This is a genomic window from Polyangiaceae bacterium, from assembly GCA_016715885.1.
Lineage (GTDB): Bacteria > Myxococcota_A > Polyangia > Polyangiales > Polyangiaceae > Polyangium.
Map to the genome: position 1 here is coordinate 610,542 of JADJXL010000025.1, position 25,521 is coordinate 636,062.

24 protein-coding genes are annotated in these 25,521 nt (G+C 59.4%); 3 read left to right on the forward strand and 21 right to left on the reverse strand.

The window, feature by feature from the left end; genetic code table 11:
- Positions 1-8: 8 nt before the first annotated feature.
- The 11 genes from IPM54_37515 to IPM54_37565 form a co-directional block, all read right to left on the reverse strand.
- On the reverse strand, positions 9-1,751 hold the full coding sequence (locus IPM54_37515) for an AMP-binding protein (GenBank protein MBK9265473.1): 1,743 nt from the start codon (positions 1,749-1,751) through the stop codon (positions 9-11).
- 13 nt (positions 1,752-1,764) lie between these two features.
- Positions 1,765-2,250 carry a hypothetical protein gene (locus IPM54_37520; protein ID MBK9265474.1) on the reverse strand — a complete coding sequence of 162 codons (486 nt, stop codon included), beginning with the start codon at positions 2,248-2,250 and terminating at the stop codon, positions 1,765-1,767.
- On the reverse strand, positions 2,199-5,984 hold the full coding sequence (locus IPM54_37525; GenBank protein ID MBK9265475.1) for a hypothetical protein: 3,786 nt from the start codon (positions 5,982-5,984) through the stop codon (positions 2,199-2,201). Before IPM54_37525 ends, IPM54_37520 begins: the two co-directional genes overlap by 52 nt.
- Positions 5,985-6,068: 84 nt before the next feature.
- Complete coding sequence (locus IPM54_37530) at positions 6,069-7,316, reverse strand: type VI secretion system baseplate subunit TssK (GenBank protein ID MBK9265476.1); 1,248 nt, start codon at positions 7,314-7,316, stop codon at positions 6,069-6,071.
- Between the two features lie 229 nt (positions 7,317-7,545).
- Positions 7,546-8,220, reverse strand: coding sequence for a hypothetical protein (locus tag IPM54_37535; protein ID MBK9265477.1), 675 nt, complete (start codon positions 8,218-8,220; stop codon positions 7,546-7,548).
- Between the two features lie 33 nt (positions 8,221-8,253).
- Positions 8,254-9,792 carry a type VI secretion system contractile sheath large subunit gene (tssC, locus tag IPM54_37540; GenBank protein ID MBK9265478.1) on the reverse strand — a complete coding sequence of 513 codons (1,539 nt, stop codon included), beginning with the start codon at positions 9,790-9,792 and terminating at the stop codon, positions 8,254-8,256.
- Between the two features lie 39 nt (positions 9,793-9,831).
- Positions 9,832-10,395, reverse strand: a complete 564-nt coding sequence (gene tssB / locus IPM54_37545; protein ID MBK9265479.1) for a type VI secretion system contractile sheath small subunit — start codon at positions 10,393-10,395, stop codon at positions 9,832-9,834.
- Between the two features lie 48 nt (positions 10,396-10,443).
- The gene (locus IPM54_37550) at positions 10,444-11,004 is read right to left on the reverse strand and encodes a hypothetical protein (protein ID MBK9265480.1); all 561 of its coding nucleotides are present in this window, start codon (positions 11,002-11,004) and stop codon (positions 10,444-10,446) included.
- 158 nt (positions 11,005-11,162) lie between these two features.
- Complete coding sequence (locus IPM54_37555) at positions 11,163-13,061, reverse strand: hypothetical protein (protein MBK9265481.1); 1,899 nt, start codon at positions 13,059-13,061, stop codon at positions 11,163-11,165.
- A gap of 12 nt (positions 13,062-13,073) precedes the next feature.
- Complete coding sequence (locus IPM54_37560; protein MBK9265482.1) at positions 13,074-13,307, reverse strand: hypothetical protein; 234 nt, start codon at positions 13,305-13,307, stop codon at positions 13,074-13,076.
- Positions 13,308-13,319: 12 nt separating this feature from the next.
- Positions 13,320-15,284 (reverse strand): hypothetical protein, encoded by a 1,965-nt coding sequence (locus IPM54_37565; GenBank protein ID MBK9265483.1) that lies wholly within the window; start codon positions 15,282-15,284, stop codon positions 13,320-13,322.
- Between the two features lie 286 nt (positions 15,285-15,570).
- On the opposite strand from IPM54_37565, the gene IPM54_37570 reads away from it, so the two are divergent.
- Positions 15,571-16,878 carry a serpin family protein gene (locus tag IPM54_37570; GenBank protein ID MBK9265484.1) on the forward strand — a complete coding sequence of 436 codons (1,308 nt, stop codon included), beginning with the start codon at positions 15,571-15,573 and terminating at the stop codon, positions 16,876-16,878.
- A 179-nt stretch (positions 16,879-17,057) separates the two neighbouring features.
- Here the strand turns inward: IPM54_37570 and IPM54_37575 are convergent, their stop codons facing one another.
- A complete protein-coding gene (locus IPM54_37575; GenBank protein ID MBK9265485.1) occupies positions 17,058-18,209 on the reverse strand; it encodes a sigma-70 family RNA polymerase sigma factor in 1,152 nt (383 codons plus the stop codon).
- A 66-nt stretch (positions 18,210-18,275) separates the two neighbouring features.
- Between IPM54_37575 and IPM54_37580 the strand changes: the two genes are divergently transcribed.
- The gene (locus IPM54_37580) at positions 18,276-19,253 is read left to right on the forward strand and encodes a hypothetical protein (GenBank protein ID MBK9265486.1); all 978 of its coding nucleotides are present in this window, start codon (positions 18,276-18,278) and stop codon (positions 19,251-19,253) included.
- A 19-nt stretch (positions 19,254-19,272) separates the two neighbouring features.
- Here IPM54_37580 and IPM54_37585 read toward each other — a convergent pair whose 3' ends face one another.
- The 6 genes from IPM54_37585 to IPM54_37610 form a co-directional block, all read right to left on the reverse strand.
- Positions 19,273-19,701, reverse strand: a complete 429-nt coding sequence (locus IPM54_37585) for a hypothetical protein (GenBank protein ID MBK9265487.1) — start codon at positions 19,699-19,701, stop codon at positions 19,273-19,275.
- Between the two features lie 337 nt (positions 19,702-20,038).
- On the reverse strand, positions 20,039-20,722 hold the full coding sequence (locus IPM54_37590; GenBank protein ID MBK9265488.1) for an ankyrin repeat domain-containing protein: 684 nt from the start codon (positions 20,720-20,722) through the stop codon (positions 20,039-20,041).
- Between the two features lie 90 nt (positions 20,723-20,812).
- Entirely contained in the window at positions 20,813-21,661 is an 849-nt protein-coding gene (locus tag IPM54_37595) for a hypothetical protein (protein MBK9265489.1), read from the reverse strand.
- A 271-nt stretch (positions 21,662-21,932) separates the two neighbouring features.
- A complete protein-coding gene (locus IPM54_37600; protein ID MBK9265490.1) occupies positions 21,933-22,097 on the reverse strand; it encodes a hypothetical protein in 165 nt (54 codons plus the stop codon).
- Positions 22,098-22,278: 181 nt separating this feature from the next.
- Entirely contained in the window at positions 22,279-22,440 is a 162-nt protein-coding gene (locus IPM54_37605; GenBank protein ID MBK9265491.1) for a hypothetical protein, read from the reverse strand.
- Positions 22,437-22,673, reverse strand: coding sequence for a hypothetical protein (locus tag IPM54_37610; protein MBK9265492.1), 237 nt, complete (start codon positions 22,671-22,673; stop codon positions 22,437-22,439). The genes IPM54_37605 and IPM54_37610 overlap by 4 nt, the downstream gene beginning before the upstream one ends.
- 223 nt (positions 22,674-22,896) lie before the next feature.
- On the opposite strand from IPM54_37610, the gene IPM54_37615 reads away from it, so the two are divergent.
- Positions 22,897-23,253, forward strand: coding sequence for a hypothetical protein (locus IPM54_37615; protein ID MBK9265493.1), 357 nt, complete (start codon positions 22,897-22,899; stop codon positions 23,251-23,253).
- 145 nt (positions 23,254-23,398) lie between these two features.
- Here IPM54_37615 and IPM54_37620 read toward each other — a convergent pair whose 3' ends face one another.
- The 3 genes from IPM54_37620 to IPM54_37630 form a co-directional block, all read right to left on the reverse strand.
- Positions 23,399-23,938 (reverse strand): hypothetical protein, encoded by a 540-nt coding sequence (locus IPM54_37620; GenBank protein MBK9265494.1) that lies wholly within the window; start codon positions 23,936-23,938, stop codon positions 23,399-23,401.
- 599 nt (positions 23,939-24,537) lie between these two features.
- A complete protein-coding gene (locus IPM54_37625) occupies positions 24,538-25,131 on the reverse strand; it encodes a lytic transglycosylase domain-containing protein (GenBank protein ID MBK9265495.1) in 594 nt (197 codons plus the stop codon).
- Between the two features lie 43 nt (positions 25,132-25,174).
- The gene (locus tag IPM54_37630) at positions 25,175-25,516 is read right to left on the reverse strand and encodes a hypothetical protein (protein ID MBK9265496.1); all 342 of its coding nucleotides are present in this window, start codon (positions 25,514-25,516) and stop codon (positions 25,175-25,177) included.
- Positions 25,517-25,521: the final 5 nt, after the last annotated feature.

Consider the following 25,521-nt stretch of genomic DNA (forward strand, 5'->3'; position numbering starts at 1 on the left):
GCATGACGTCATCCAGCGCGAGGACCGGCAAGAATGTAACCAAGTCGAGAAATGAGCAAATGCAGCTCCGAAGTCGCCTTCTTGTGAAAAAGCCCTCCAAGATACTGGTCGCGACAATACGCAGCATCGACTTTGCCTTCCACGATACGCGGTCGCAATGGAAACACCTCGATTCGATCAGGCAATGCCGTCGGGCCCATTTCACGCATGACGAGCGCACGTATGTCGTCCGGCGTGAAGCGAAAAACGACGCGTCCCTCCGCATCCCGATGATCGTCGGTAAAGACGAGCAGCGCGACGACGGCGTCATTCGTGTATTTTCCCGACGTGACGACCACGGCCGCATGCCTGACGGCTCGATGCGACTCGACGACCCGCACCACTTCGTCAGCCGGATACGCATGCGCGTCGTGGCCCAAATCGACAGACCCCGCAAAGACATACCCGTCACTCTCGCGCGCAAAAATCATCGTCGGTAGGCCCGATGGATCGGCGGGTTTTCCTTCCACGAGCGGAGCGTACACGCCAGCATCACGCAATGACGGTAGCTCGCCGGCCGCAATCTCCGCCAGCGCAAAGCTCGCACCAGGCGCAGGCCAAACGCGTAGCGCCGCGACGTTGGGCGCAGCAGGAGGCGAAAACAAGTGCACGAATGATGCCGCGGAGCTCGCGGCAATGCAGAAGCCGGGGACCTTGCGCTCCCAGGCGATATTTTGAAATTGGACCCAGCGCTCGATATCGAATTTTTCGGTCAAACTCCGGAACCACGCGCGCAGCCCCTTCGGAACATTCGAGCTGCCTTGGCGAACGAGCGCATCCCGTACGGAGCGACAAACTCCAAGGACCGTCGTACCTGTGCGACTCACGATCTTGGCATCCGCTTCGACATCGGAAGCCGGCATTTCCGCATAAGCAGCCCCCGCAACGAACGCCGAGAGGAGCAGGTGCGGCTGGAATTGTGCCGGCGAAAAACCCGGCGCCGCCAAGGTGTCGGATTTGTCGAGCGCAAAGACGAAGAGACCCGCGACGATCAGCGATTCGTAAAGTTTGTCCGCGCAAACCTCGACAGGATCGCCTGCGGGGTCGCCAAAAGGCGAAAGAATACGCAGAACTGGCTCGTCACTCGCGTACCAATGCGACGGCGCCGATGTATTCGTCATGGCGGGCGCGACGAATTGGATCCGCTTTTCGGCGAAATCGCCACAATGTCGAGCGAGCTTATCCGAGGTGACCACATGGTCCGGTTGCAATCGCTCGAGTCGATTCTGCACGAACGTCGGTCCGTCCGGAGAAACCGTGCTCACGACGGCTCCGAGACGCAAGCAGGCGACAAGTGCAATCACATGGTCGACGCTCACGGGCAATACGATCGCTACGGACTTGCCCGGCGCGACGCCCATTTGCGCCCACGCAATGGACAGGGCTGCACTCCGATGGTGCAAATTGTCGAAGGTGATATCCGTATCGCCGCTGGCAGATGCCGCAACGAAAGCGCGGCGCCGCTGACCGACGTGCACGCCAATCGTGTCGTGATAGAGATCGTATCCCTCACCAGGACGACTCTTGTGCCCGCCCACGCGCTTGCTCGCGTGCGCATGAAGCGCCTTGTGAAAACGTTCTGGAGCATCCCACGTGGCGGGCAAAAATCCTCCAAGCCATTTCATGCTCGCTTTGCCACTGCGAACTGCGGATGCAACCGCGTCGATGTCGATGCGTTCGGGATCCGGAGTGGGAATGGGCTTATCAGGCAAGTCCCCTCCTCTCTCAGCGGCGCCTCACCTGCACGCGCTCGACCCGGCGTTCACCGAGCATGACGAATACTTCCGCAGGAATGGGCCTGCGAATGGGAACTCGAAACCCGTCTTTGGGTTCGGGGACCGTGAAAAAGAAATAAATGACGATGTCGCCTTTACCCACGTCCGGCAAACTGATTGCAGATCGTTCACCCGGAAAAATGGGCTGCGTCGCCACGATCGATTCGTCGGGCGGCTGCTGAAACATCTTTGCCGCCGCTTGCTCGTACGTTTCTTGTTCGAGCGAATCGGGAATGGCGCGAATCATCATGTGCAGAGGCGATCCATCGTTCGCCGTGTCCGGCGCGTCCACGATGACCTGCGTGGTCGTTTTGGCGCACCCCGTCGCCCCAGCCGTCAACATGGCCCCGAATAACACGCTCCCGAGAATTCGCCGGCATGTATTCATCGGTTTGCCAATCTGCGAACCGCAGCCCCCAGCGTGAACGTGTCCCATGGATCGTTTTTCACGACAACCTGAGCGCTCACCCGTTGATTGTTGCTCAGCGTTATCTGCCACGTATAGAGCTGCGCCGTCGGCGGCTCTTTCACGGGCGCAGGCGGCTCGGCGGCCGTGAGCAAACGAAGGAAACTAAAATACGAACCGCTTTTGCCAATGGGCCGTGGAAACGAGTTTTCTTTCGTTTCGGTGTTCGTGAGCTGCACACCAACCTGCGAGCTCCCCGTCTTCGTCCAATCAATCGACATCGTCTTCGCGGTATGCTTCTGATTGAAATTGAAAAGCGATCCCTCACCCACGTTCAAGTACACGAGCGTGAGTGCATCGTCGCCGTCTGGCGCTTTGTTGAAAGGTACCGTAATGAGCCGGTAGTCGAGCGTGCGCGGTTTGCCTGCATCGTCCCATAGACGTGAAGAAAGCAGCGCCGATGCATTGAGGACGTCGTAAATCGCTTTCGACAATCGGACGCCGCGGATCGACGACTTGATACGAAATCCTCCTTCGCCGTCGATTTCCGAAACGGGCTCCAAATACCTGCGGAAAAAGTCGAATACGCGGCCTTCCTTCGGATGAAACAGATCGGTCAGCTCCTGCGGCGTCACTTCTTCCCGAGCCGTTCTGTCGAATGGGAAGCGATTGACGATGCGCTCGAGATCAAGCATGAGCTCGCGTTGCAGACTACGTTCCACGGCGTTTTCGACGTCGCGCCGGCCCGTCGTCTCGATGGACGAAAGCGGCAACAAGAATGGCGATTGTTGTTCCGAAGGCAGGTTCGACCCTTGGAGCCACGCCCGAATCATCCCCCAATACGCGCCCTTGCGGTCCACGATCGATGCGAGAAATACCCGCCCCGTCGGCGTCAATTCCGTTTCGAGCGTCCGTTCGTTTGCCTTCTTTTCGGTGGAGGCCGTCTCGGTTTTGCCATCTTTTGCCGGCTCCGCCTCTGCGGCGGGAGCAGATTCGAGCGAACCACCGAGGTCGATGAGGAGTTGCTGGAGAATCTTTTTGTATTCGATGATCCTCGGCGCGCCTTTTTCTTGGTCCACCACGCCATGCCACGCATCGAAGATCTTCATTTCATCGTGCGCGGGCACCAGCATCGATTCCAGTGCTCCCGTCTTCGAGCTCTGGGCATTGAGGCGCGTGTTTCTATCGACGATTTTCAAAAATTCGTCGAAGCTCGTCCCGCCCGTTTCGGCGCTCATTTGAGTGAGCGCGACGCGCAATTCTTCCGGCGAAGACACGGTCAAGTCGAAACCCCTGATGAAGGCGATCATCCCCGTGCGGAAATTCGCTGCATACCGCTGCACACCCTTGCGGACAAACTCGATTAGTTCTTTTCTGTCCGATTCGACCATTTTTACATTGTCGAAGAAATCGGACAATGCGAGCACCGGGCGGCGTACACGCGTTTCGTACATCTCGCGCGTAAAACGCCCATCAATGGACCTGCGCCCCACGAAAACGGCCGCCGCGCTTCCCGTCGGATTCCAGGTGGTCGGCACCAGCACGTCAGACGCGTCGAAGAAGATATCTCGCTCCGTCGCCGTCTTGGTAAACGACTCCACCATCATATGCGCTTTCGCTTCACGAATGCTCGCATGCCACGCCAATTCGTCGAAGCTATTCGCTTCCCAATCGATCTGGACCATTCGGCCGTTGTCCGTTGCGGTCAGACGTTGCCTATACAGCGCCGAAAGTCGCGAAAGTAGCGACGTGAGTAGCCCTCGCTCTTCGTCCGCCGCAAGGCCCGTATCCCGCACCGTTGCGAGCATTCCAGAGAGCTCGTTCACGTCGGTAAACCGAAATGCCTCGTATCCATCGAGGAACCTGCCAAATGCCGGCGCGTATTTCCGCGCCAAACCATTCGATGGACCACTCGACTCGTCCGCCGCATCGATCGCGTCATCGTCCGCCGCCGCGCCCTCCGGCCGGCGCTGCTGATCGAGCGCTGGCAAAATGTCGAGCGTGATGTCGGCATTGCGTAACCGTGCGACTTGCGGTTCGAGATCTTTGGCCGCATTGCGCAGCTTCTCGAGCTCCTCCACGGTGACGACATCATCGGCCATCGCCTTTTTCACGTCATCGATAAATCCCTGCCAAACCCGCTTCGTATCGTGTGCATCGACGTTCTGTATTTCGAGCCCCACGACGGCACGGAGATCAGGTTCGTCCGTATTGTTCAGATAATCACGAATGAAATCCGGCTCGATGCCCGTCATCGTACTCCAAAGTACGAGGCGATCTCGATCCTTGCCATCGCGGGTCGACCGAATCGAGAGCACGTCGTTTTTCCCGCTGTGGATGAGCCCGAGGAAATACAAGCTTCGCTGATGCGCGCGCAAAGGTTGGCCCATTTCCGGAGCGCCCGTCTGAGCCACCTCGCGAAGCCGAGGAATCAAATAATCTTGGCGAATTCTGTCGGTGAATTGTTTCCGCATTTCGTGCCGCGCGCCCGCGAAGAAATCCGGATGAGTGTCCAAATAGGAATCATGCTCTTGGGTAAATTCGATGATGCGTAGCCTGTGACGTACTTCGGATTTTGGATTGACGGCATTCGGTACGTAATCTTTCAATGCCTCCTTCGCCGTGCTCCATTCGGAATATTGATGCGCGAATGTAATGCCGAGCAACGTCATGCACGCCCCGGCGACGACCGCCGCGGCAATCAAGTGCGGCAAACGCGGATCCGGCCCTGGAGCTCGATCTCCTTGCGCCAACGGATTCGGATTCCCCGCAGGCTGCGACGCAAGATACAAATCACCTCGAATCGGATCGACCGACAATGCCTCGTGCGCAAACATCGATGTATAGAGATGACGCACGGGAGCAATCAGCCGAGACGCACCATTCAAAAATCGCAGGATGCGACCATACGCCGCCGTGTCCACGGTGAGCAGCGCACGCGGAAGCTGCGCCTTCATCCCATCGAGCCACGCGGCCAATGCGGTCTCGGCATTCGGCGCCCCACGGAGCGGCACCCGCAGCGGCATTCCGGAATTGCGACACAGCGCCGCGACGTCCGTGTACCCCTCCATCGCGTCGAGGTTCGTCAGGACAACCCTCACCTCGATGGGTTTGTCTCGTATCGACGCGAGCAGATTGATCTTGCCGCGTAGCGTTTCCCCGAGGTCTTGGATTTCGTCGAACGTCGCATCGAGCATCTTCTGCGCGTGCACCGCCACCACGGCGACCGGCGTCTTGTGCTCGTAGAGCGGTTTCCACAACTTCGTGAGCGCCTGTTTGCACTCCTGTCCGTGCGTGCGCAGCACCTTCGCCGGGATCTCCATCACGACGGCGCTCGACGTGATGTAGACGGGAAGCTCGGGATTGTCCGGGTTGCTCGAGAGAAACTGCTTTTGCTGCCGCTGCCAGTCGGTGTAGACGTCGATGAGCCGGCTTTTGCCGTGCGCGCTGTCGCCCAAGACGACGTAGTGCTCGAAGTTCAGAATCGAACGCCGGTAGAGCGACGGCAAACGCTTGAGGAACTCGAGCCACGCCTCGCGCAGCTTCGGAGCCTCCGCAGGCGCAGTCGGATCCGGCGCCTGCGCTCCGGTGGGCGAAGGAAGGTTTGCCTCTTTCTTGCCCGCTCCACGTGCCTTCACGCGCTTGTACACGACCACGATCACGATCACGACGACGGGCACGAGGACCGCGACGACGGCGAGCCACTTCGGATCGATCGTAAGACCGAACAGCGATGACAATTTGCTGACGTCGCTAGGCTTCATTCGAAGCTATCCCGAGCGCCCAACGTGGGCAGTTGCCACCATAAGCCGGCGCCCGCGTGACGCCAAATATTCGACAGCTCCTCGTCAACCCGGCCGGAAATACAAGTAGAGTCGCGACCCCGAAAGCTCCGCCGTGTCGAACATCACGAGCTTGCGCTCGCGGATCGCGTAGTCCCACTCCTCGCCAGGCTCGATGCGGTACCAGTCGATGTTCGACGACAAATCGTGATGAAACGGAGGATTCACGATGCGCTTGCACGGAATCCCCGTCAGCGCCCGTTCGTGCAGCGACTGAATCCGCGTGGGACTTCCGAGCTTGCTGCCGCTGAGGTCGATCTTCATCGAAACTTGCGGCTTCTGCACGAGCAAGTACACGTCGCGCGCGCGACGCGCTTCCGGCAAAAGCGTGCACTCCCAACGCGATCCGGTCTTCGTGAACGCGATGTAGGGCGGCGGTTGTCGCGGCGTCTTCACGTACTCGTCGAGTTTGCCCACGTACTTGGACAAACACTCACCCAGCTCTTCGTGGCTGTACCAAACGTCGAGCTGCAAAGGATCGAGCCCCGCGTACATGCATACGTCGACGTGGAGCGACCGGAGCGCTTTGAAAAATTCGTATGGATGCAAAGCAATTCCGTGTTCGATGTCTCCGAGCACGTGTTCGAACGTGAACACCGCGCGCAGCGCTTGTCGCGCCGCCGACTGACTTTCGCCCGCAAGATAATGTTTGCCGATGTCCGTCAGGAGAATCTCACGAAGCGCTTGCACGATCGCGCGAAGGCGGATCCGATGCGACTCGAATAGGGGAGCGGACCGGCCAATGCACACGAGCGGTGGCAAGTAGTTCGGCGCGAGCTGCCAAACTCCTTCCGGATCCGCTTCGAACTCTGCGATCTTGATCGATTCGATCATCGTCGGCGAGCTCGGATCCGTGGACAAACGAATCTGATGCACGATGCGCTCGATGCCCTCTTCGTCGGCATCTCCAATACGCGTCTTCGAAACCTCCGACTCGCTGAGAACGTGCACGTAGAGCGGCACGATGCTCGCGCCCGTCTCCTTCAGCTTGATCGTCGCGGGTTTGGCATTGCCCGGCACGTCGATGACCATGCCGGAGCGCAAGACGAGCGTCAGCCGTTCGATCGTGATGACGCCCGTTGGCAGCCCGTACGGTTCGAGCTCCAATACGCCGAGTCCCCATTGCGGAGCGGCATGCAGGCCGAAACGCCGATCGACCTCCCCCCGGAGCGATTCTTCTTGAGCATAAAAGTGCTCTGGGAGAAGGGCCTGGCCAATGAACCAGTGCACGCGCGACAGCCGATGTTGATCCATCTGCGGTTTCTATATCGTGCGCACGAGCGTAACGGAAGTGAGGAGTTTGGACGGCCCAACAATTCGCAGTACGGCCCATTCGGGGGGTATGGGGGGCGTCCGCGCCTCGCCGTGCTTTTGCGAAGCAAAAGCACCGGGAGGCGAGCCGCGGACCCCCCCATCGTTGACCAGCCTCGCGAAGCGCGCGTCCCACGCGCGCGAAGCGAGCGTCCAAATCAAGACCAGCTCACTATCCCACGGATTGCGTGGCCATGGTGCCGACGACGAGGCCCCAGGCTTTTACGACCTTCTTTTGGTCTGAATTCGCAAAATGCAGCGTGTGCTGCTTGTTTGCCGCCGGAACGATTTCGATGTTGACGTTGTACACGTTCACATCGATGTTCGGGGCCACTTTCTCCGGATCACTCGCCACGTGGAGCCGAATGTCATTCTTGCCGGGTGCATTGATTTGCCCCGTGATTTCCTGCGGCGCCTTCGGGAAAGCTTCCTCGAACCATTTCTTCACTTCTTCATCGTAATTGGCGATCCACCAGCCCAGCTTCTTGATGGTCGTCGTCTTGAGCGTGAGCTGCTGGAGGGCCTTGATCTGCGTCGCATTTTCCTGAGACACGTACATGCTGACGGAAATGGGATCGCCCACCCCACCACCCCACGAAAAATGCTCGAGGACGCCGACGACCTTGCATACGCCCACGGGAGCGTCTTCACTGGGCGCGGTATAGCCCGACGAAATGCCGGCATACGTCGGTGCGGCGCCCGTGTTGTACGGCGTATATACCGTGATGTCCGTGGGCAAGGCCGCGCTGAGGCCAAAGCCGTCGAGGGACGTGATATAACCGAATCGCTGCTTCTTCGTCGGGTCCATGACGAACCCGGCGCGCCAATTACAAGGTAGGTCGAACATGTTGGGATTCTCCTTCTCGTTCTACCGAAGTCATTAGGCGAGATTCGCGTCGACACGCAAGTCGACATCGAGTCCCTCGAATTGAATGTGTGGAAGAATCGACAGATCGCAGTGATACCAGCCGATTTTCCCAGGAACTGGATCGACCTTCACGCTGTACGCCTTGAAAGGATAGTAACGAAGCGTGAGATCATCCGGATTGGAGATCGTCGTGACGTATTGAGCGATCCACCGATCGATTTCGCCGGCGATGTAATTCGCATCCGCGGACGATCCGATGTTGTCGCGCATGAGGCATTTGACGTAATGAGCCACGCGCGAAACCGAGAACGTGTACGTCATGTTCGCGGCAAGCTGCTGGTTCTCGGCGTCTTTCGGGTTCTCCTGCGCGAGCGGGCGCTTCAATGCTTGCGCACTGTAAAACACCGCTTCTGCCGTACCCTTGCGGTGAATGACCGGGATGAACCCTGCCTTTGCAAGCTCGTATTCGCGGAAGTCCGCAATCGTGATTTCCACGGGGCCACGCAATTCATCCTCGCCGCGGATGTTGTACGTATGCGTCGCGAGGCCCGTGCAAAGGCCGCCACCTTTGACGCCGCGCAAATATTGGCACCACCCGGTCTGCTCGAATGAACGCACGAGATTGCGGGCCATCAGCATCGCCGCATTGCCCCAAGCATATTGATCCATGACCTCGGTCTCCGTCATGGCCACGATCTTGTCGTTCTCGTCCTTCTTCGTGAACCGGAACTTCTCCTCGAAATGAATGCCCTCGGCAGGGTTTTCGATGGGATGATAGGGCTGCCGCGCGAGATATTTCGGGAGCGCGAGCCCGATGTAGACGGCTACGTCCTTTTCGCGAAGCTGTTTCCATGCCGCATATCGCGGCGTATTGAAGAGCCCCTCGATGTCCCGAAGCTGATTGACTTCGGCCATCGTCGAGCACCCGAACAGCTTGGGCGATGCGGACGAAATGAACGGCGCATGCGAATGGCGCGCAATCTTGCCAATGGCCTCGAGCCACAGAATGTCGCGCTTCGTATTCTCGAACTCGTAAAGCCCAATCATCGCCCCATACGGAAGCCCGCCGAATTGATCGTACTCGGCCACGTAGATCTTCTTGAAGATCTCCGACCCGGCGATGTCCGCAATGTTCAGCTCGAGGTCCTCGTAGGCTTCTTCCTTCGTCACATCGAGCAAGTTGATGTCGATGTTCTGGCGGAAGTTCGTATTGCGCACGAGATCTTCGATGGACGTCCACGTCGCTTCCATCTGCTGAAACGGCTCTGCATGCAAAATCTCGTTGATTTGGTCATTGACCATTTCATCGATGCGAGCCACGAGCTTTTGGATGTTCGTCTTGTCGATCATCCCCTCTTTCGGATCGATGTTGTACAGAATTGCCGCCATGCTCGCAGCAAACCGATCCTCTTCTTTGACCGCGTCGTCCGGCACGACTTCCCAGCCGTCTTTGACCATCGGCGTGAGTGCCAAGGCATTGTTGACCTTGACGTTCTCGGGCTCGAGCCGCACGTCCTTCAATAGTTTCTCAAGCGTGATTGCATCAGCCATGATTCATCTCCACCCGAAGTCGTTATGACCCTGAGCCCTTCAGCCTTCCGCCTTCGGCAACCCGGGCGGCAATTGGAATCGTTCGAATCCCGTGAGCTCGCCCTTCAGCGCCGTCAAAGATGTTTCCTTGTCCTTGCTGATGGCCTGCAAGTCCTTGCGGAAATCTTTGCTGTTGTCGATGTGCGCCTGGCCTTCGAGCAGCAATTTTTTCAAAAGCAAGAGCGCCCTGATCTTCGGCACGTTCTGCGCAATGTCCGCAGGCGTGAACGACTTCATCCCCTTGATGGGCAACGTCACTTCCATCTCGTTCGACCCGTCGTCACCCGGCTCGATGCAATCCTTCACCTTGACCGTGACCTTGAGGTCCATGTCGGCCATCACCTTGTTCAGGTTCTTGCCATCGAGACGTCGGATCGCGCGTTTGTCGAGGTCGACCAATTGATCCTTCGACTTGTTCTTCCCTTCCGCAGTCGAGCCCGACAAATTCCCCATCACCAGCACGCGGAAGGGAAGCTCCAGCTCCTTCTTCTCGATACCTTGAGGAATTCGGTACGTGAGCGTGATTCTCGACTTCGGTATCTCCGACTTTTCTTCCCTGGCCATGACCACTCCTTCGTTTCGATGTCTCGACGACCTGAAATCCTTGTCCCGTCAACCCTCGGCCGCTCCCCATTTTTTCACGAACCGTTGCGTCGGCCCGAGCGCAAATTCGACGATCGACGTCTCGCCCGCCGCAGGAACGACCTGAAACTCGAATTTATACACGCGCGTCTCCGAATTTTCCGCAATGCGCGTCGGCTTGTTCGATATGAAAATCTGCACCTCCCCGCCCGTCGTATCGAGCGCCGCTTTCATGCGCCCCCCGTCCTTGACGAGCCCCGCCTCGAACCACTGCTTCTTTTCCTCGTCGTAGGAAATGATATAAAAGACCATTTCGAGCTTCGTGCTCGAAAGCGGCCGAGCAATTTTCGCGCGTATGTTCGCCGCAGTCCCCTGACTCACCCACGCGACGAAACGCATCGGATCGTCTTCTTCACCCGCAAATCGCAGACTCTCGAGAAGCCCGATGCACTTGACCCGCGCGCCCGAAAGCACCCTCTGCCCCGGACTCGAGAACGGATTGCTCACCTCGATGTCGGGCGAGAGCGCAAGCCCTCCAAGCCCGCTCCAAACGAGCAAATACCCGACCGTCGCGCTCCCCTTCGGATCCATCGCGAATCCAAAACGGTGATCGCAGTCGAAGTCGAAGTCGTTCCCCTCTAGCTCCACAAGAGCGCCATCATCCGCCCATTCTCACCACAGATCCACTCTTTTCTGACGCCTTTCGGTAACTTTACGATGCCTGCTCATACGTCCACCATTCCGCACGACTACAGCGCCGCAACGTCCGCTCGCACCGCCGATAACGCCTGCATGATGCTCTGCCGCAATGCATCCACCGCAGGCTGCATCATCATCGCTTCTGAAATCTTGTTCCGTATGGCGTCCACAGCACTCGCGTTCTCGCGTTTCAAAAGACCAACCTGATCATTCAGCCGCTTCTCGATCGCCGCAGCTTGCCGCTCGACCCCCTGCGCCTGCTTCTCGATCGGTTTCACGAACACGTCCACGGCCGTAACAATTCGTTGCTCCTCCAACGAAATCTGCTGCTCGATGGAACCCACGACCGTCGTCACTTGCACAACGAGCGCATCCACGGCTCCTTCGATTGGAAGGACAATCGCATCCGCCTGCGTTTTCAGCGCCGCGCGAGCATCGTCGATCTGCTTGCGCACCGCACCGAGCGCTTTGTCGACGTCCGCCTTCGCGCGATCGAGCACCGCTTCGAGCTGCGACACGAGCGTGTCCACCGCCTTCGTCATCGCCGCCTTCGCCGCTTGAATCTGCGCAATCACGGCGTTTTTCGCCGCATCGACGGTTTGTCGTAGCTGCGCCACCACGCTTTGCATCTGCGTACGCACGGTCTCGAGCGTCGTCGAAACTGGCACGATCGCCGCATCGACCGCACGCGATGTTTCGGTCGTGAACGTGTTGACAGCCTGCACGGCCTGCGTCTTCGCGGCGTTGATCTGTCCTTGGATTTGCGTGCTGATCGTCGTGAACTGCGTCGTCGCCAAGGTCGCCGCGTTCGCGACTTGCGGCAACGCCGCTGCAACCGTCTGTTCGATCGCATTGATCGTCGGCTTCACCAAAGGCTGCGGAAGTGCAGCCGCGGGAATGGCCTGAAGCGCCGACTTGCCCGTCGCAAAGAGGCCCTTCAGCTCACCCACGGTCGTGGAAAAGAGGCTCGAAAGCTGATCCAGCGCCTGAATGAGCGCGTGAAGCGGCGCCAGGATCTTCTTGGGAAATTCCTTCACCGTCGTACGAATCGTCGCCAGCACCTGAAGCGCCGCCGCAATCGCCGCCTGCACCTGATCGATGAGCGATTGCAGCTCTCCAATCGTTTTCCTCTGCAATTCATCGAGCTTCGCAGTCGCCGCTTTCACGAGCTCGTTCAGCGACTTCTCGGTTTCGTCGAGCGTCTTCTTCATGTCGTCGATCGGGCCCATCACCTGCGTTTCGAGGCTTTTTCCAATGCCCCGGACCTGCTCGATGAGCGCCGTGATCTGTTTTTTCGCGGTCGCCGTCGAATTCTTCAGCGCCTGGCGTCCCGTATCGACCTGCCCACTTGCCGTCTTGAGCCCTTGCCCGAGCTCCTTTTCCGCGGCTGCAATTTGCGATTCTAGTCCCGCGGAGAACGCTTCGATTTGTTGTTTTACCCGCTTGCGCTCGTCTTTTACGGCTTTATCCAGCCCCCCAATTTGTTTCACGAATGGATCGATGGCCGCATTCGCCTCCGTCGACAAACCTTTCGCCCGCTCCTCGAACGTTTTTCCTTGCGCGTCGACTTCCTTCTGCAGCGGCTCTTTTGCTTCCTTCGTTCGTGATCGTAATGCTTCGACGTCTACCGTAGTCTGCGCGTCGATGTTTTTCAGTGCCAATTGAATGGACGCGTCCGCCACGACGCTCCAACCAAGGGTTTTCTGCGCCAATTGAGCTTTGATCGCTGCAATTTCAGCTTTTACATCCGCGAGGAGCTTGTCGAGCGCCGTATTGACATCATTGCTCGGTTTGCTGATTTCAGTGCTGAGCTTTTTCCATTCACTGGCTACGTCCGCAGGCAAATTCCCAACCGTCTTTTGAATCGACGTCGCCGTGGCCTTCGTCTTCGTTTCGACTTTCGTCACCGAAGACGCCGCTGTATCGAACTTTGTCCAAACCGCTTGCATCTCGTCCGTTCCTCAGGCCGGCGGCGACATCTTTTTCAGCATCGCTCGCGCTCCGCCGAGTTTTTGCTTTCCTTCGGATTCCGCCTTTTTGATGTTCGCATCGGCGCGGCCCAAAATGCCGAGCGCCTCGGCGTCCATCGTCGCCGCGTCCTTTTCGACGAGTTTTGCTTGACCTTCGATGGTCGCGAGCAAAAGTCGCAGTTTCCCCTCGATCGCCGCGAGTTTCGCCTTCAGCTCTCCAAACACGAAACCCTCTCCTTACGCGTAGAGCGCCTGCACGAGCGCCGCTTTTGCTTCGTCCACCATTGCCGTTGCTTCCACGATCGCCTCCGTTGCCGACGACATCATCGTTTGCAATTCCCCTTCGGCTGCGGCGATTTTTGCACCAATCGTCGCGGCCGACGCCGATAGCTCACCTTCCACTTCGGCGGTCGCAGCTTCGAGCGACGCCGTCGCGCTGCCCATCGATGATTCGAACGTACCCGATATTTTGGCAATGCTCGAGCGCACTTCCGCGCCCACTTCGTCAACCGCTGCATCGACCTTGGGCGTCACGTCGTATTTCGGCTCGGGCGCAGGCGCCTCTTCCAGTTCTTCCACGACAAACCGAATGACACCCTCGGAGACCGTAATCGTCTGCGTGTCCCCCGCGAGCTTCCGGACGATCGTCAATTTCGGTTTGGCTTCCTCGTACACGTGACGAGCCACCGTTTCGTCCTTGTCCCGCTTGCCGAGAATGATCTGATCACCTTGCGTCGTTTGCGCAAGTCTTCCGGCCCAATCGAGGTATCCGACGATTTCCGCGCGATTGAAAAAAAGCGCCACGAGCACGCGCTGATGCTTGTACGCCGGGAAGAAAAAGTGCCCCGGTTGATAATCCGGAACAAACGGCGTCTTCACGATTTTGTTCCACAAGGGAATGTTCACGCGATATGCATGCAGCGCATCCATTTCATTTTCCTGCGCCGTCCACGTTCGATCGTCGTCACCGCCAGATGCCGCAAGCACCTTGCCTTCCACGATGATCGGATACTGCGGCCGATGAAATGCAGGCAACCGCGGCCGCGGATCGTTCTCTTGTTCCGCGGACAAACGGTATGTCAAGTGAAACACGGCCGAATCATCATCGGGATCGCCCACATCCACGGGCGCATCGATTCGTGCATCGAGCTCCACTTCGTAAACACGATACGTTTTCCCTGCCGGAAAGAGCGCCGCACTGAATTCTTCTCCGAGCGATACGTTCGTATTCGGAGGTGCAAATGCGGGCGGAAGCCTGTGAAATGTCAAATCGATGCCTGCCGGCCCAGCGTCGAGGCGCGCCGTTTCCACACGAACGCGGCGATCCATTTCCGTTTGAATGGGCGAACGAAGAAGGGCGTCTCGGCGAACGCCCGTCACTGCATTCGAATTTGTTATCGACTTCTTGCGCGTCGCGGCTTCGCTGTAGGCATTGAGCACCGAGGCCGCACGCCGTAATGGTTCCGACGGGCGCGTACGCAAATGCTGCACGATGTCGGGATCGACCATGAGCTTTTGCTTGCTCTTCGACTTTGCTGCGGCAAACTTGTATTTCGCTTTTTCCGCATCGAGCTCGAGTATGCCGTGGTGTTCGTACACGAACCAAATGACCAAATCATAAAAGGTCGCAGGGCCCTCGCTGCCCGCACCAATGCAAAGCATGTCCATGGACTCGTCGAGCGCATTCCAGGACGCATCGAGCTGCATGCCTGGCGCGACGTAGGCCGTGAGCACGTCTTTCATCGAAGCGCTCGTGAGCAATTCGAGAGGCCTGTGCTGGCCCCAAAAAACGCGCGCCGGATCGAGAAACCGAATGGAGTATCGTCGCAACACGATGGGGATTCCGGTCTTGTCGTCCGCCGTGGTTTCGAGCAAACGCCGCCAAGTGACCGGCCCCTGCAATTTCCACGGCGGAGAATCTTCGTCCGCATACCCCTCATTTCCGTTTGCAAGCGTGAGCGTAGCGGTGATGAGGTCGGTCGTGATGAAGCTCGAAAAAACCGTGTCCGGCACGCCGTCGCAAACGACACCGAAAACGACTTCGGCCTCGAAGTCGTACGTGGTCGCTTTGATCCAGATGCGTTCGAGGCTCCCGGCGGGAAACGAAAACGATTCGCCGCCAATGACGAGGTCGAGCGTTCCGACGATGCGATCAGAAAAAGTGGCACGCGAAGGGGATGGGCCTGGCGCACGAGCCGACACGGGCATCGACGAAGGGGTGCCATGGGCGGGAGGACAGGGGCAAGTTTTTCGGCAAATCGATGCATCAGTCTTTTAACATTTGTACCATGATCAACAAATTGGAAACGCATGTACAGGGCGCTCGAGGGCGCATGAGACGTTTGCGTGCCACCTTGCGCCAATTCCGACATCCATGACACATGCAAAATCCGTCGCTCGCGCGCATTCATTGCGTTACCGCCAGGGCGGCCCGTGCGACCATCACATTGCACGGCCATCGGCACGCTCGTTGCTCACGTGCGCCGGCATGAAAACCCTATCCATTCTCCCCTTGGTTCTCTCCCTTTCCACGCTCGCATGTACCACCACGGTCGAGCCCAATCCCGCGGCTCCCGTGGACGCCGAATGCCATGACGCAACGAAGGCGGGTTGCGTGATTCGTTCGAGTCAGCAGCGCATTCAAACGCCAGACGTTCCAAGTGCCGACCTCGCGGCCCTCGTCCAAGGCAATACGGACTTCGCCGCAGACCTTTATCAGCGCCTGCGCACCGAACCCGGCAACTTTTTCTATTCGCCACACAGCATTTCGAGCGCCCTCGGCATGACGTGGGCCGGCGCGCGAACTCAAACCGAAAAGGACATGGCGTCGGCATTGCATTTCACGCTGCCGCAAGCTCAATTCCATCCCGCCATGAATGCGCTGGACCTCGAGCTGGCGAGCCGCGGCGAAGGTGCACAAGGCGCCGATGGTGGCGTGTTCCGACTCAACATCGCCAATGCACTCTGGGGCCAAGTCGGCTACCATTTCGAGAGCGATTTCCTCGATGTGCTCGGGCTGAATTACGGCGCCGGCATGCACATCGTCGACTTCGAAACGCAATCACTCCAAGCGGTCGATTTGATCAATGGTTGGGTCGAAAAGAAGACCGAAAACCGCATCAAAGACATCCTCTCGCCCGATTCGGTGGACTCCAGCACGAGGCTCGTCCTGACGAATGCCGTGTATTTCAATGCGGCGTGGCAAACGCCTTTCGAGCCCGCCCAAACGAAGCCCGGAACGTTTACGACGCAAGCCGGAACGATGGTGACGGTGCCCATGATGCACGGAAGTCTCGAAGTGCCTTATGGCGCAGGCGCGGACTACGTCGCCGTGGAGCTGCCGTATGATGGTGGCGAACTATCGATGGTGCTCGTGCTGCCCAACGACTTGGCAGCGTTCGAAGCGAGCCTGACGGGCGCCAAGATGGACCAGATCGTCGGCTCGCTCAGCCATCACATGGTCGACACGACGATGCCGACGTTCGAGTTCGAATCGAAGTTTGGCCTGGTCGATCCATTGAAGGACATGGGGATGGGCATTGCATTCTCGGATGGGGCCGACTTCTCGGGCATCAATGGCAAGGGCGGGCTCGTCATCACGGACGTGATTCACCAATCGTTCGTGAAGGTGAATGAAGCGGGCACGGAAGCGGCAGCAGCGACGGCCGTCATCGTGGGCGAGACGAGCGTTCCCGAGCCGGCGACGATTTCATTGGACAAACCCTTCGTGTTCTTCATCCGCGACTTCAAGACGAAGGCGGTGCTCTTCGTCGGTCGCGTCGCTGATCCTTCCTGAGCGCCCGGTCGACGGCTTGCGCGAACACGTCGTCGTCCGTGGTCATGGATTCGCGGATGTCGGCGACGATGTTCGGCTCTTGTTCCCGCGGCGCCGCGGTCGTCACGCTGCGAGGCTGGCCAGAAGGCGGTGCATTGGGTTCGTCAAGGCCAATCCGTTTTTCGGGCGCAACCTCCAAGTCACTGACAACCCTTGGGCGCCGGGCGTAGGCCCATCCTTGCGCACCAATCTGCTTTTGAGAGGCAGGATTCGCCGCGCATTCTCTGGTTTTCGCACATTTGCACCCATGGATCTCCGCTGCCGTCTCGCTCCGCTGGCTCTTGGGGCGGAGCTGTATGTTGTTCGGCGCCGGCACAGCCGAGTTGGGTCATGGCGGAGGCTATGAGAAAAGCAAAGGGAACAAGGGATCCTTGGATACAAATGGCGACGCTGTTCGACTTCATGACGGCAGCAGACCATTGCTCGTCGGGTTCGTCAAGGCCAATCTGTTCTACGGGTGCAACCTCGACGGGCATCGGCGGCGCGGTAACATCCATGCTGGGTGTCTCTGGCAGGGCCAATGACACCGCCGATGGTGCGTCCTGACGTACCGTCATGGCTGTGGAGCTCGCAGGCACCACGATACCGCAAGCCACGGTCACGGTCATCGCGCATGCCGTTTGCCCTGCGTGCGGAAGCAAGCGCGACACGTGCCTTGCCAAACGAGCTCCCTGGGCGCGGGCGTTTTTCACGACGAGCAAGACGGTGGCGACGATGATCGCTTTCAGGGCGGCGCGCAGCAAGCCCAGCACCCGATAAAAACGCGAATACGCCGTCGACGGGGCCAGTTTCCGCGCTCGGGCAAACTCCGTGATGTCTTTGTCTTCGACAAAACGCGCCAGCAAAAGAGCTTGGTCTTCGGCGTCGAGCGAGGCCAACGCTTCTTGCAACGCTTTGCGCACGCCGACATCCGGGACACGAGCCGGTGTGGAAAGCAATTGGGCGATTTCTTCATCCGATACCTCGCGACACAGGCGTAATCGCTCGTCGGCGTTGCGGGTGGTCAGGGCAGCATATCTCGCAAGCTCACACATCCATCCAATGAACCTTTCGCGCTCGGCGCTGGACACTCGCTCCGAAATGGGTTTTTCTAGGGCCGTCACGAAGGCATCATGAACCACATCCATGCGGTCGATATGTGCAGGACACCCTACTTTCCCCACGATACCCAGCATCGCCTTGATCAGCTCGTCGAACTCGGTTTTGGTCAACCCGAAGGCCAAGGCAAACCGGCGACTGTTGGAAGGCTTGGGCGGATCGTCGGGTGGTTCGGTCGGCGGTCGGTGACTCATGACGAGATAGGCTGCGAGCCTACCGGAATTCCGAAAAAATCGTCGACCCTCCGGTCGATTTTTCTCGTGGCGGCAATGTTGGTGGGTTTGCCGGTAGGAACAGCGTTCGCCCATGACCCCCCGACCATCGCCCCGACGCGGCTCGACTTCGACACGCAGCAGCCGCTCACACGTTGCAACGACCTAGCGACGTTTGAAGCGCTCCTCGCGAACTGGGTGAGTGCGAACGTCTTGATTCCGGATGCAGACCGCCGGTTGGCCGTTCACATCCGCCGTAGTCCCATGGGAGGCGCGCTCGTGGACATGACGCTCGTGGATGCAGCCGGGGCAACGCTTGCCGAATATCACGAGTCGTTCACCAGCAGGACCGAGTGCCACAAGGTGTTGTACGATTCTGCGCGCGCGGCAGCACGACTCCTCGGCGCCTTCGAAAAACCCCCGCCGTCCGAACCGTGTCCCAAGCATCCACCACCTCCGCCTCCCCCGGAACCGCCTCCCCCGGAGCCCGCGCCTTCTCCAATATGCCCCGATCCGCTGCCGCCGCCTCCAGAAGTCGACGCTCCGCCGCCGATCGTGCATCGTTTTCACCTTGGTGTCGGCGCATTGCTCGGCATGGGCGCGGCGCCGACGCAATGGCTCGGCCCGCTCTTTTCGCTTGGATTCGTCCCATCGTCACGTGTGCCGCACCTGCGCATTGAAATCGATGCCGCCCTTGCAATGCCTACATCGAATGCATTTCGTAGCGATATGATTCCGCTCTTCGGTTCGATCTGTCATGCACCGTCTGCATTGCGTCTATGCGGCGGCCTGGCAACGATGTTTTTCGTCGGCGAGTCTGGTCACGGCACAATGCCCACGACGCTCGCGGCCAGCATGCGCGTCGGCACGGAATTCCGGATTGCCGGGCCGGCATCGCTGCGTGTTGATGCATTTGCGCTCGTGCCTCTGGGGGAACGCGCGTTTGACCATCGATTGGGAATGCTCGCCGGGCTCCATGCGCTCACGGCGGGAGCTTCGCTGATGGGTGTGTGGTCGTTCGAATGAGGGGCGAGGTCATGGCCTCCTATTCCCAATCCGGCTTTTTGAATTTCAATCCCGGATGGTCCATGACGGGAATCAGCGCGAAGAGCAGCAGACCGCCGCGCCTACGTTCCACGATGCTTTTGTACGGTTCGAAGAAAGGATTCACGTAATCGGAATCGTTGTCGTACATGACGTACGGTTCCCAAATGCCCCCGTGCACTTCATTCAAATGCCAATGACCACCGGTCACGTGCCTGGCGACTTCGCCCGTATACGCGACGATTGCCGCGAACAAATTGGGAATTTCGAGTATGCGGCTGCGCGGTCGTATCCGTTTCTTCAGCGCTTCTTCCACCACATCGAGGCTTTCTCGCGTATTGTCGAGCGCTTCGCGGGGCAATTTCAATTGCTTTGCCAATTCGTCGACCAATCCCGGAACGGCTTCGATGAAATGCGGCCCTTGCGGCAACAAGCCTTCCAAGACGTGTTGTGGCGGAGGCTGTTTGGCGAAATCATCCAGTTTGTCAATGAGTTTTCCCGGCGGGCCCCCGCCCGCCCGTTCCTTGCCGTTTTTCAGGGTGTTGGGGGCACACCCGGATCACCCACCAGGCCATCGTCCAGGATCGGCACATCGAATTAGCACGGGGACGCGCGGAGGGGGTTGACTCTTGAGGCGAAACGGTAGACCAGGGAGGACAAACCCCTGCGACTGCACGTTGATCACCAGGACCTGCAGGCAGTTGAGACACACCGGTGGCATTACCTGCACGTTATTGCTTGGATCCACGATCGGGTGGCCCGTGGTGCTAGCACGACGCAGACGGGTCGCCAAGCAACCGGCGAATCTCCCGAAGGCGCTCCTGGTCGGCGGGATCCTCGGGCGAATCGACGAACTCCAGGCAATCGAGTGGGGTCAAATCGTCAACGTTCTTTCCTTGCGGATCGGCCCCGTGTGCGAGCAGCAGCTTCACCAAATCGACGTGGAGCCCGCGCGCGGCAAATCCGAGTGCCGTCATCGGCCGTCCCCCGCCCCATTCCTCGATCGTCCTGGTCGCCCCGCACAGGAGCAGGAGCCGAGCCATTTCCAAATAGCCTTTATCCGCGCAGACGCGGAGCGGCGAGGTGCCTTCGCCATCAGATACGTTGGGATCGGCGCCCGCAGCAAGAAGAAGTTGCACCGCTTCGATGTGGTTGCCAAGCACCGCGTCGAGGAGCGGATCCCCTTCCTTCGATATGTTCCAGCCCGAGGCTCTCGCGCCGTGACGAAGCAGCAGCACGACGGAATCGATTGGCCCTTCCGGCACCGGGGCGTCCGAGCCGATGGCTTCGAACGCTTCGAGTTCACCAATCGCGGCGTGCAAGGGTGGGAGATTTCCGCCTCTGCCATAGCGCGATTTGCCGGGCTCGTTTGGATCCGCGCCGGCGGCAAGGAGCTTTGCCACGCGATCAACGTCGCGCGATTGAATGGCTTCGAGAAGTGCGTCAGACATGGATCTTCTTACTTTCCTGCCATCGGGTGGTCTTTGGCGCAATTTATCAGCTTCAGTGCTTCGCAGTTGTCAATCCCGTCCTGCTCCTGATCAATCGCCTTCTTGTGTCCGGGGTCCGGCTCGCCGCCGAAGCACTTGTCTTGGACGAGCTGTCGCGCCGTCTTGCAGATCACGCCGTTGCTGGATGGCAAGCTTGATCGCTGAGCAGGGAATTTTTGTAAACTTTGGCTTCTCGTGGTTCCCACTGCAGCTCGCGGCGTACCCGGCGTAGCAAAGTTTCTTCTTCTCTGCTTCCAGACGATCCAGCTCCTTGTCGGTGCACGTCTGGTTGGGGTAGCGCGTCGTGGGCACGGCAATCGGAATCGGGATCGGCGGGGCCGTCGTCGTGGTGGCTGTGGCGGTCGCCATCGGCCAGCCCGTCGTTATCGCGGTGGGTTTGCTCGTCGCCGCGTGCACGATGAGCTGTACGGTGATCGCGGAAGCACCCATGAGGGCGGTCAGCGCGAGCAAACAAGGTGGCGACGCAACGCAAACCGCAAGCGGTACTGCCGGAGTACCCAGCAGCATGCGCGATTCCGGCTGTGCAAGCTCCCGATCGAAATTCTCCGAGCGGTGGCGCAGAAGATCGTTCTCGGTCAGCGAACGGATCGAGGCAGCTATGCATTGCTCCAGCTCTTCATCGCCGACGGTGGAATCGACCAGCGCAATGGTCTCGACTTGGCCGTTGCTATCGAGCGTCACGTCATACTTGACGATCTGGTCCGCATCTCTTCTGACGTGATGCGTGTGCTCTACAACGCAGCCTTTGATCGGCGCTGCAACGTGCTCGGGAATGTCCGCGACAGGATGAGCTCCCCCGCACCCTTGCGGTACGAACGCAAAACCCAAGCACACGGCAAAGCCCAAGGACAATGTGAGTCTATTGATAGTGGGAGCCATGGTGCGATGGCACCCGATGCGATGCGCCCTGGTCAAGGTGAAACGCGCGTTTGTTCCTGGTACAACATCCGGCATCTGCTTGTGCGTACGCAGATACGCAGATCAGCCGCGAGTCTGAGTACGCGCCGCATTTTCGTTTGCTCACCAAGAGTCCGCCTCGACGAACCTTCACGCGCACCCGTGGCGCTGCGCCGCCCGCATGCACAACCGCGTCAACATATCAAGCGAAAATCCATACCCAAGCATGGCGCTCAGCTCGTGATTCATCGCTCTACAGCGTCATGGCGCGGCACAACGAGCGTTCCATCGGATTGTGCACGTCCACAGACGCAGCGAAGAGCTGTTCGACACGATTGCGCACGTCCACGGACGCGCCGAAGGGGAGGTTCGATACGGCTATGCACGTCCACAGACGCGCCAAAGGGCTGCTCGACACGATTGTGCACGTCCGCGGACGCGCCGAAGCCCTGTTCGACACGATTGCGCACGTCCACGGACGAGCTGAAGGGGAGGTTCGACACGATTGTGCACGTCCACGGACGTGCCGAAGGGCTGTTCGACTCGATTGTGCACGTCCACAGCGGCGGGCAAGGGACCTGACGCCGCTCTATGCAACTTCAGGGCGATTCGGGAGGCACGACGGGCGTTTGAAGCTTGGAGACTTTTCGATTCTTCCGAAAGGGTTTGAAGAACCGCGCGACGCGCTTGGGATTGGAAGCGTAAACCGTAAGGAGCGTGCCTTCGAGTTTCTTGTATTCCTCGCGCCACGTTGCCATCATTCTTCGACGACATCATCACAAGCGTCGTCGTCCGCATCGAGCAATGCAGCGTTTTTTTGCGCTTGCTCTTCGAGGTCGTCACGTTCGCGGAGCGTTGTTTTGATGCTCGTATGCACAGCTTCGAGTCCGCTTTCGAGTCCCTTGGTTTTGGGATCCGCCGCGACACGCGACACGCTGTATGCACTTTTGGGCAGATAGGCTTCGGCGATTGTTCCCGCCGTCGGCATTTCCATAGACAAGTCCTCCTGACGAACGTCGTAACAGAGACAGGAGAAAAGGTCAAAAAGTCAGCGGATGGTCGGGTGACCAATGCGCGACAAAGCAAGCGAACCACGTGTATGACACCTCCCGACAAGAATTTCGGCCTGTCAAGTTTCCGACCAAATCAACGCAAACTTGGCCCGGGCGTCCGAGCTTAGGTATGCCGTCTGCATCGGCCCGAACTTCGAGAACACGATGCCCACCTGGATGACGGCGAAACAAATCTCGGCCCGCTTTACCGTCGGAGAAGAACGACTCCTCGAGTACGGCAAACGCGGAAACCTCGCCATGTACCGCATGGACGATGGCTCGGTACTTTTCGACGGTGACGGAGCTGCTCGCTATTTCCGTCCGAGAAACGTGGCGGCCTCGCGCGATCCAGATGCCCGAAACCTCGGTGTTCTCGGCACTTCGCGCCTTGGCGATGCCTACGTCGATACGCGTACGACCACGCAGCGCGCATCGCTCGGAGCCCGCGAAGAACGCCGTCGCGAGCTTCGGTTTGTCACGACAACCGCCCCCATCCCGCAACGCTTGCCCAAAACGGGCTGATCACGCACATACTCCGGTAATGCCTCCCACGGGACGTTCGTGCGCAGTGGGCATGGCAGACGCGCGCAGTGCGCTTTGACGCGTGCGCAGTGGGTCTCGACGCGTCCGCAGTCGGTGGTTCTAAGGCGTTCATTATGTGTTTAGCTTACACGGGATCGACCCACGTCCAGACTTCCGAGAAAAGGCAGATGTAGATCGTCGCCTCTCCAAACGGCGCCCCAGCAGCCACGTCCGGCACCACTTCATTGCCGATCTCCGGCGGGATCGTCTGATATCCGGGGTACGTGGTCTCGATCTCCCGAGCGATCTCCCGCGCCACCGGCTCCTCCTCGGGGATACCCGGAAGGTGGATCCCGTAGTAGGGCCCTAGCAGCGACACGTGGAAGCTGAGTGCCGTTTCCTCGGTGAGCCAAATTCGGGCCGAATAGGCCGGGTCGGTCCCGCCCGAGAACAGGTGGAGCGACTCGTTTTGAAGGCCGTATCGATCCCCCAGGCGGCGGCACATCGCCTTCCACGTGTCGTACTCGCGTCTCCCACGGGCAGCGGCGGCGACGAGGCGGCCGTGCTCCTCCGTGTCGTCGTAAACGGGCTCGCCAGGGGGAACGTGCGTGCACTCGAGGTCACGCAGTCCTCGCGGGTAGAATCGGTAGACAAGATCCAGCAGGTCAGATCGAGTTATCACCATTTCAGCACCCTCGAGCCGAGCCGCGGGTAGGGGGGGGGGGGGGGGGGCTGGGGGGCCGCCCCGGGGGGGGGGGGAAAAGGGGGCGGGGGGGGGGAGGGGGGGGGGGGGGGGGGGGGGCCGGGGCCCGGGGGCCGGGGGGGGGGGCGGGGCGGGCGGGTCCCCCCCGGGGCGGGCCGGGGGGGGGGGGGGGGGGGGGCCCGGGGGGCCGGGGGGGGGGGGGGGGGGGGGGGCGGGGGGGGGCGGGGGGGCCGGCGGGGGGGGGGGGGGAGGGGGGGGGGGGGGGGGGGGGGGGGAGCGGCGTTGAAATCCCCAACACCTGGATCGAGTGGGCTCGATCCCCCGCCATCGAAACCACCAGCGAGTCCCAGAAAGCCCAAACCAACCAAGGCAAGAAAAGACATCATAACAACCTCTTTCTACACAGCGTGCCTCAACGCTGCAAATCGCTACAAGAGGCGTCATGCGGGTTCGGGTTGGCATTTCAATCGTTGGCAATGTACCCGACACCCACTTCTTGCAGCATCTGCTGGACGAATTCGGCATCCGTTTCACCATAATGCACACCCCACCGAATCGCTCGCGCACCTCTCAGCCCGTAATCACTTCGACACGGCCTTCGTCGGCGTGTTCTTCTCCTGATATCGGTGATACAGCTTGATCACTTCGATAACGTATTTCCGCGTGTCGGGATAAGGCGGAATTCCACCGTACCTCTCGACCTTCCCCGTGCCGGCATGATACGCCGCGAGCGCCATCGCAACGCTGCCTTCGTACGTATTGATCAGGATACGTAAGTACCGCGCCCCGCCGAATATGTTTTTGCGAGGATCGTAAGGATCGTCCACACCCATGTCATTCGCCGTGCCGGGCATCAATTGCATGAGCCCCATGGCGCCCGCAACCGAAACAGCATTGGGATTACCGCCGGATTCAATCCTCATGACCGCTGCGACGAGCTCCACGGGAAGCGAATACAGCTTGGCCGCCTCGCGTACGTGGTCGAGGTATGGAACGGACGACGCAAATGCCGTCGTTACCGCAGGCAGCGTGGCGGAAACCGCTACGGGGACTGTTGCGGGCGCTTCGGGCGTTTTGTCGCGGCGAACGACGATTTCGTGCACACGACCATTACGATCGACATATCGAATCGAATCGGCCAACGCCTCACCGGACGTGACCAGAACCGCGGCCATCGCAATGCATGAACGAGCGGCCGATTGGATGGATGCGGCGGAATCAGCGCTTGAGGATCGCGAACGCATCGAGGAGGTCCTCCAATTCGGAGAGCAAGGCGGACATGTGTTCGGCGGGATTCTCTTTGGACTTGCCATCGCTATCGGCAAGGCGATCGGCGAGCCGCTGCAGCTCGACGAAAAATGGGGCGAGCGTTTCTTCACGATGAGGAAAACGTTGCAACGTCAAGTCGCGAATACGCACGACGAGCTGGCGCACTTCAGCAGGTACGTCACGCGGAACCTCCACCGTGGAAAGACGCGGCGGAACGCGGCCTTTCGGAGGTGCGATGGTGCGCGCCCAATTGCGACGGATTGCTTCGAGATCGAAAGGGCTCTGCGCCATGGCTC

Bases quoted from the DNA above. Each gene is read 5' to 3' on its own strand.
- IPM54_37520 (MBK9265474.1), bottom strand. From the start codon at position 2,250: ATGGGACACGTTCACGCTGGGGGCTGCGGTTCGCAGATTGGCAAACCG.
- IPM54_37525 (MBK9265475.1), bottom strand. From the start codon at position 5,984: ATGAAGCCTAGCGACGTCAGCAAATTGTCATCGCTGTTCGGTCTTACG.
- IPM54_37530 (MBK9265476.1), bottom strand. From the start codon at position 7,316: ATGGATCAACATCGGCTGTCGCGCGTGCACTGGTTCATTGGCCAGGCC.
- IPM54_37535 (MBK9265477.1), bottom strand. From the start codon at position 8,220: ATGTTCGACCTACCTTGTAATTGGCGCGCCGGGTTCGTCATGGACCCG.
- tssC (MBK9265478.1), bottom strand. From the start codon at position 9,792: ATGGCTGATGCAATCACGCTTGAGAAACTATTGAAGGACGTGCGGCTC.
- tssB (MBK9265479.1), bottom strand. From the start codon at position 10,395: ATGGCCAGGGAAGAAAAGTCGGAGATACCGAAGTCGAGAATCACGCTC.
- IPM54_37550 (MBK9265480.1), bottom strand. From the start codon at position 11,004: ATGGATCCGAAGGGGAGCGCGACGGTCGGGTATTTGCTCGTTTGGAGC.
- IPM54_37555 (MBK9265481.1), bottom strand. From the start codon at position 13,061: ATGCAAGCGGTTTGGACAAAGTTCGATACAGCGGCGTCTTCGGTGACG.
- IPM54_37570 (MBK9265484.1), top strand. From the start codon at position 15,571: ATGAAAACCCTATCCATTCTCCCCTTGGTTCTCTCCCTTTCCACGCTC.
- IPM54_37575 (MBK9265485.1), bottom strand. From the start codon at position 18,209: ATGAGTCACCGACCGCCGACCGAACCACCCGACGATCCGCCCAAGCCT.
- IPM54_37590 (MBK9265488.1), bottom strand. From the start codon at position 20,722: ATGTCTGACGCACTTCTCGAAGCCATTCAATCGCGCGACGTTGATCGC.
- IPM54_37595 (MBK9265489.1), bottom strand. From the start codon at position 21,661: ATGGCTCCCACTATCAATAGACTCACATTGTCCTTGGGCTTTGCCGTG.
- IPM54_37605 (MBK9265491.1), bottom strand. From the start codon at position 22,440: ATGATGGCAACGTGGCGCGAGGAATACAAGAAACTCGAAGGCACGCTC.
- IPM54_37610 (MBK9265492.1), bottom strand. From the start codon at position 22,673: ATGGAAATGCCGACGGCGGGAACAATCGCCGAAGCCTATCTGCCCAAA.
- IPM54_37615 (MBK9265493.1), top strand. From the start codon at position 22,897: ATGCCCACCTGGATGACGGCGAAACAAATCTCGGCCCGCTTTACCGTC.
- IPM54_37620 (MBK9265494.1), bottom strand. From the start codon at position 23,938: ATGGTGATAACTCGATCTGACCTGCTGGATCTTGTCTACCGATTCTAC.
- IPM54_37625 (MBK9265495.1), bottom strand. From the start codon at position 25,131: ATGGCCGCGGTTCTGGTCACGTCCGGTGAGGCGTTGGCCGATTCGATT.
- IPM54_37630 (MBK9265496.1), bottom strand. From the start codon at position 25,516: ATGGCGCAGAGCCCTTTCGATCTCGAAGCAATCCGTCGCAATTGGGCG.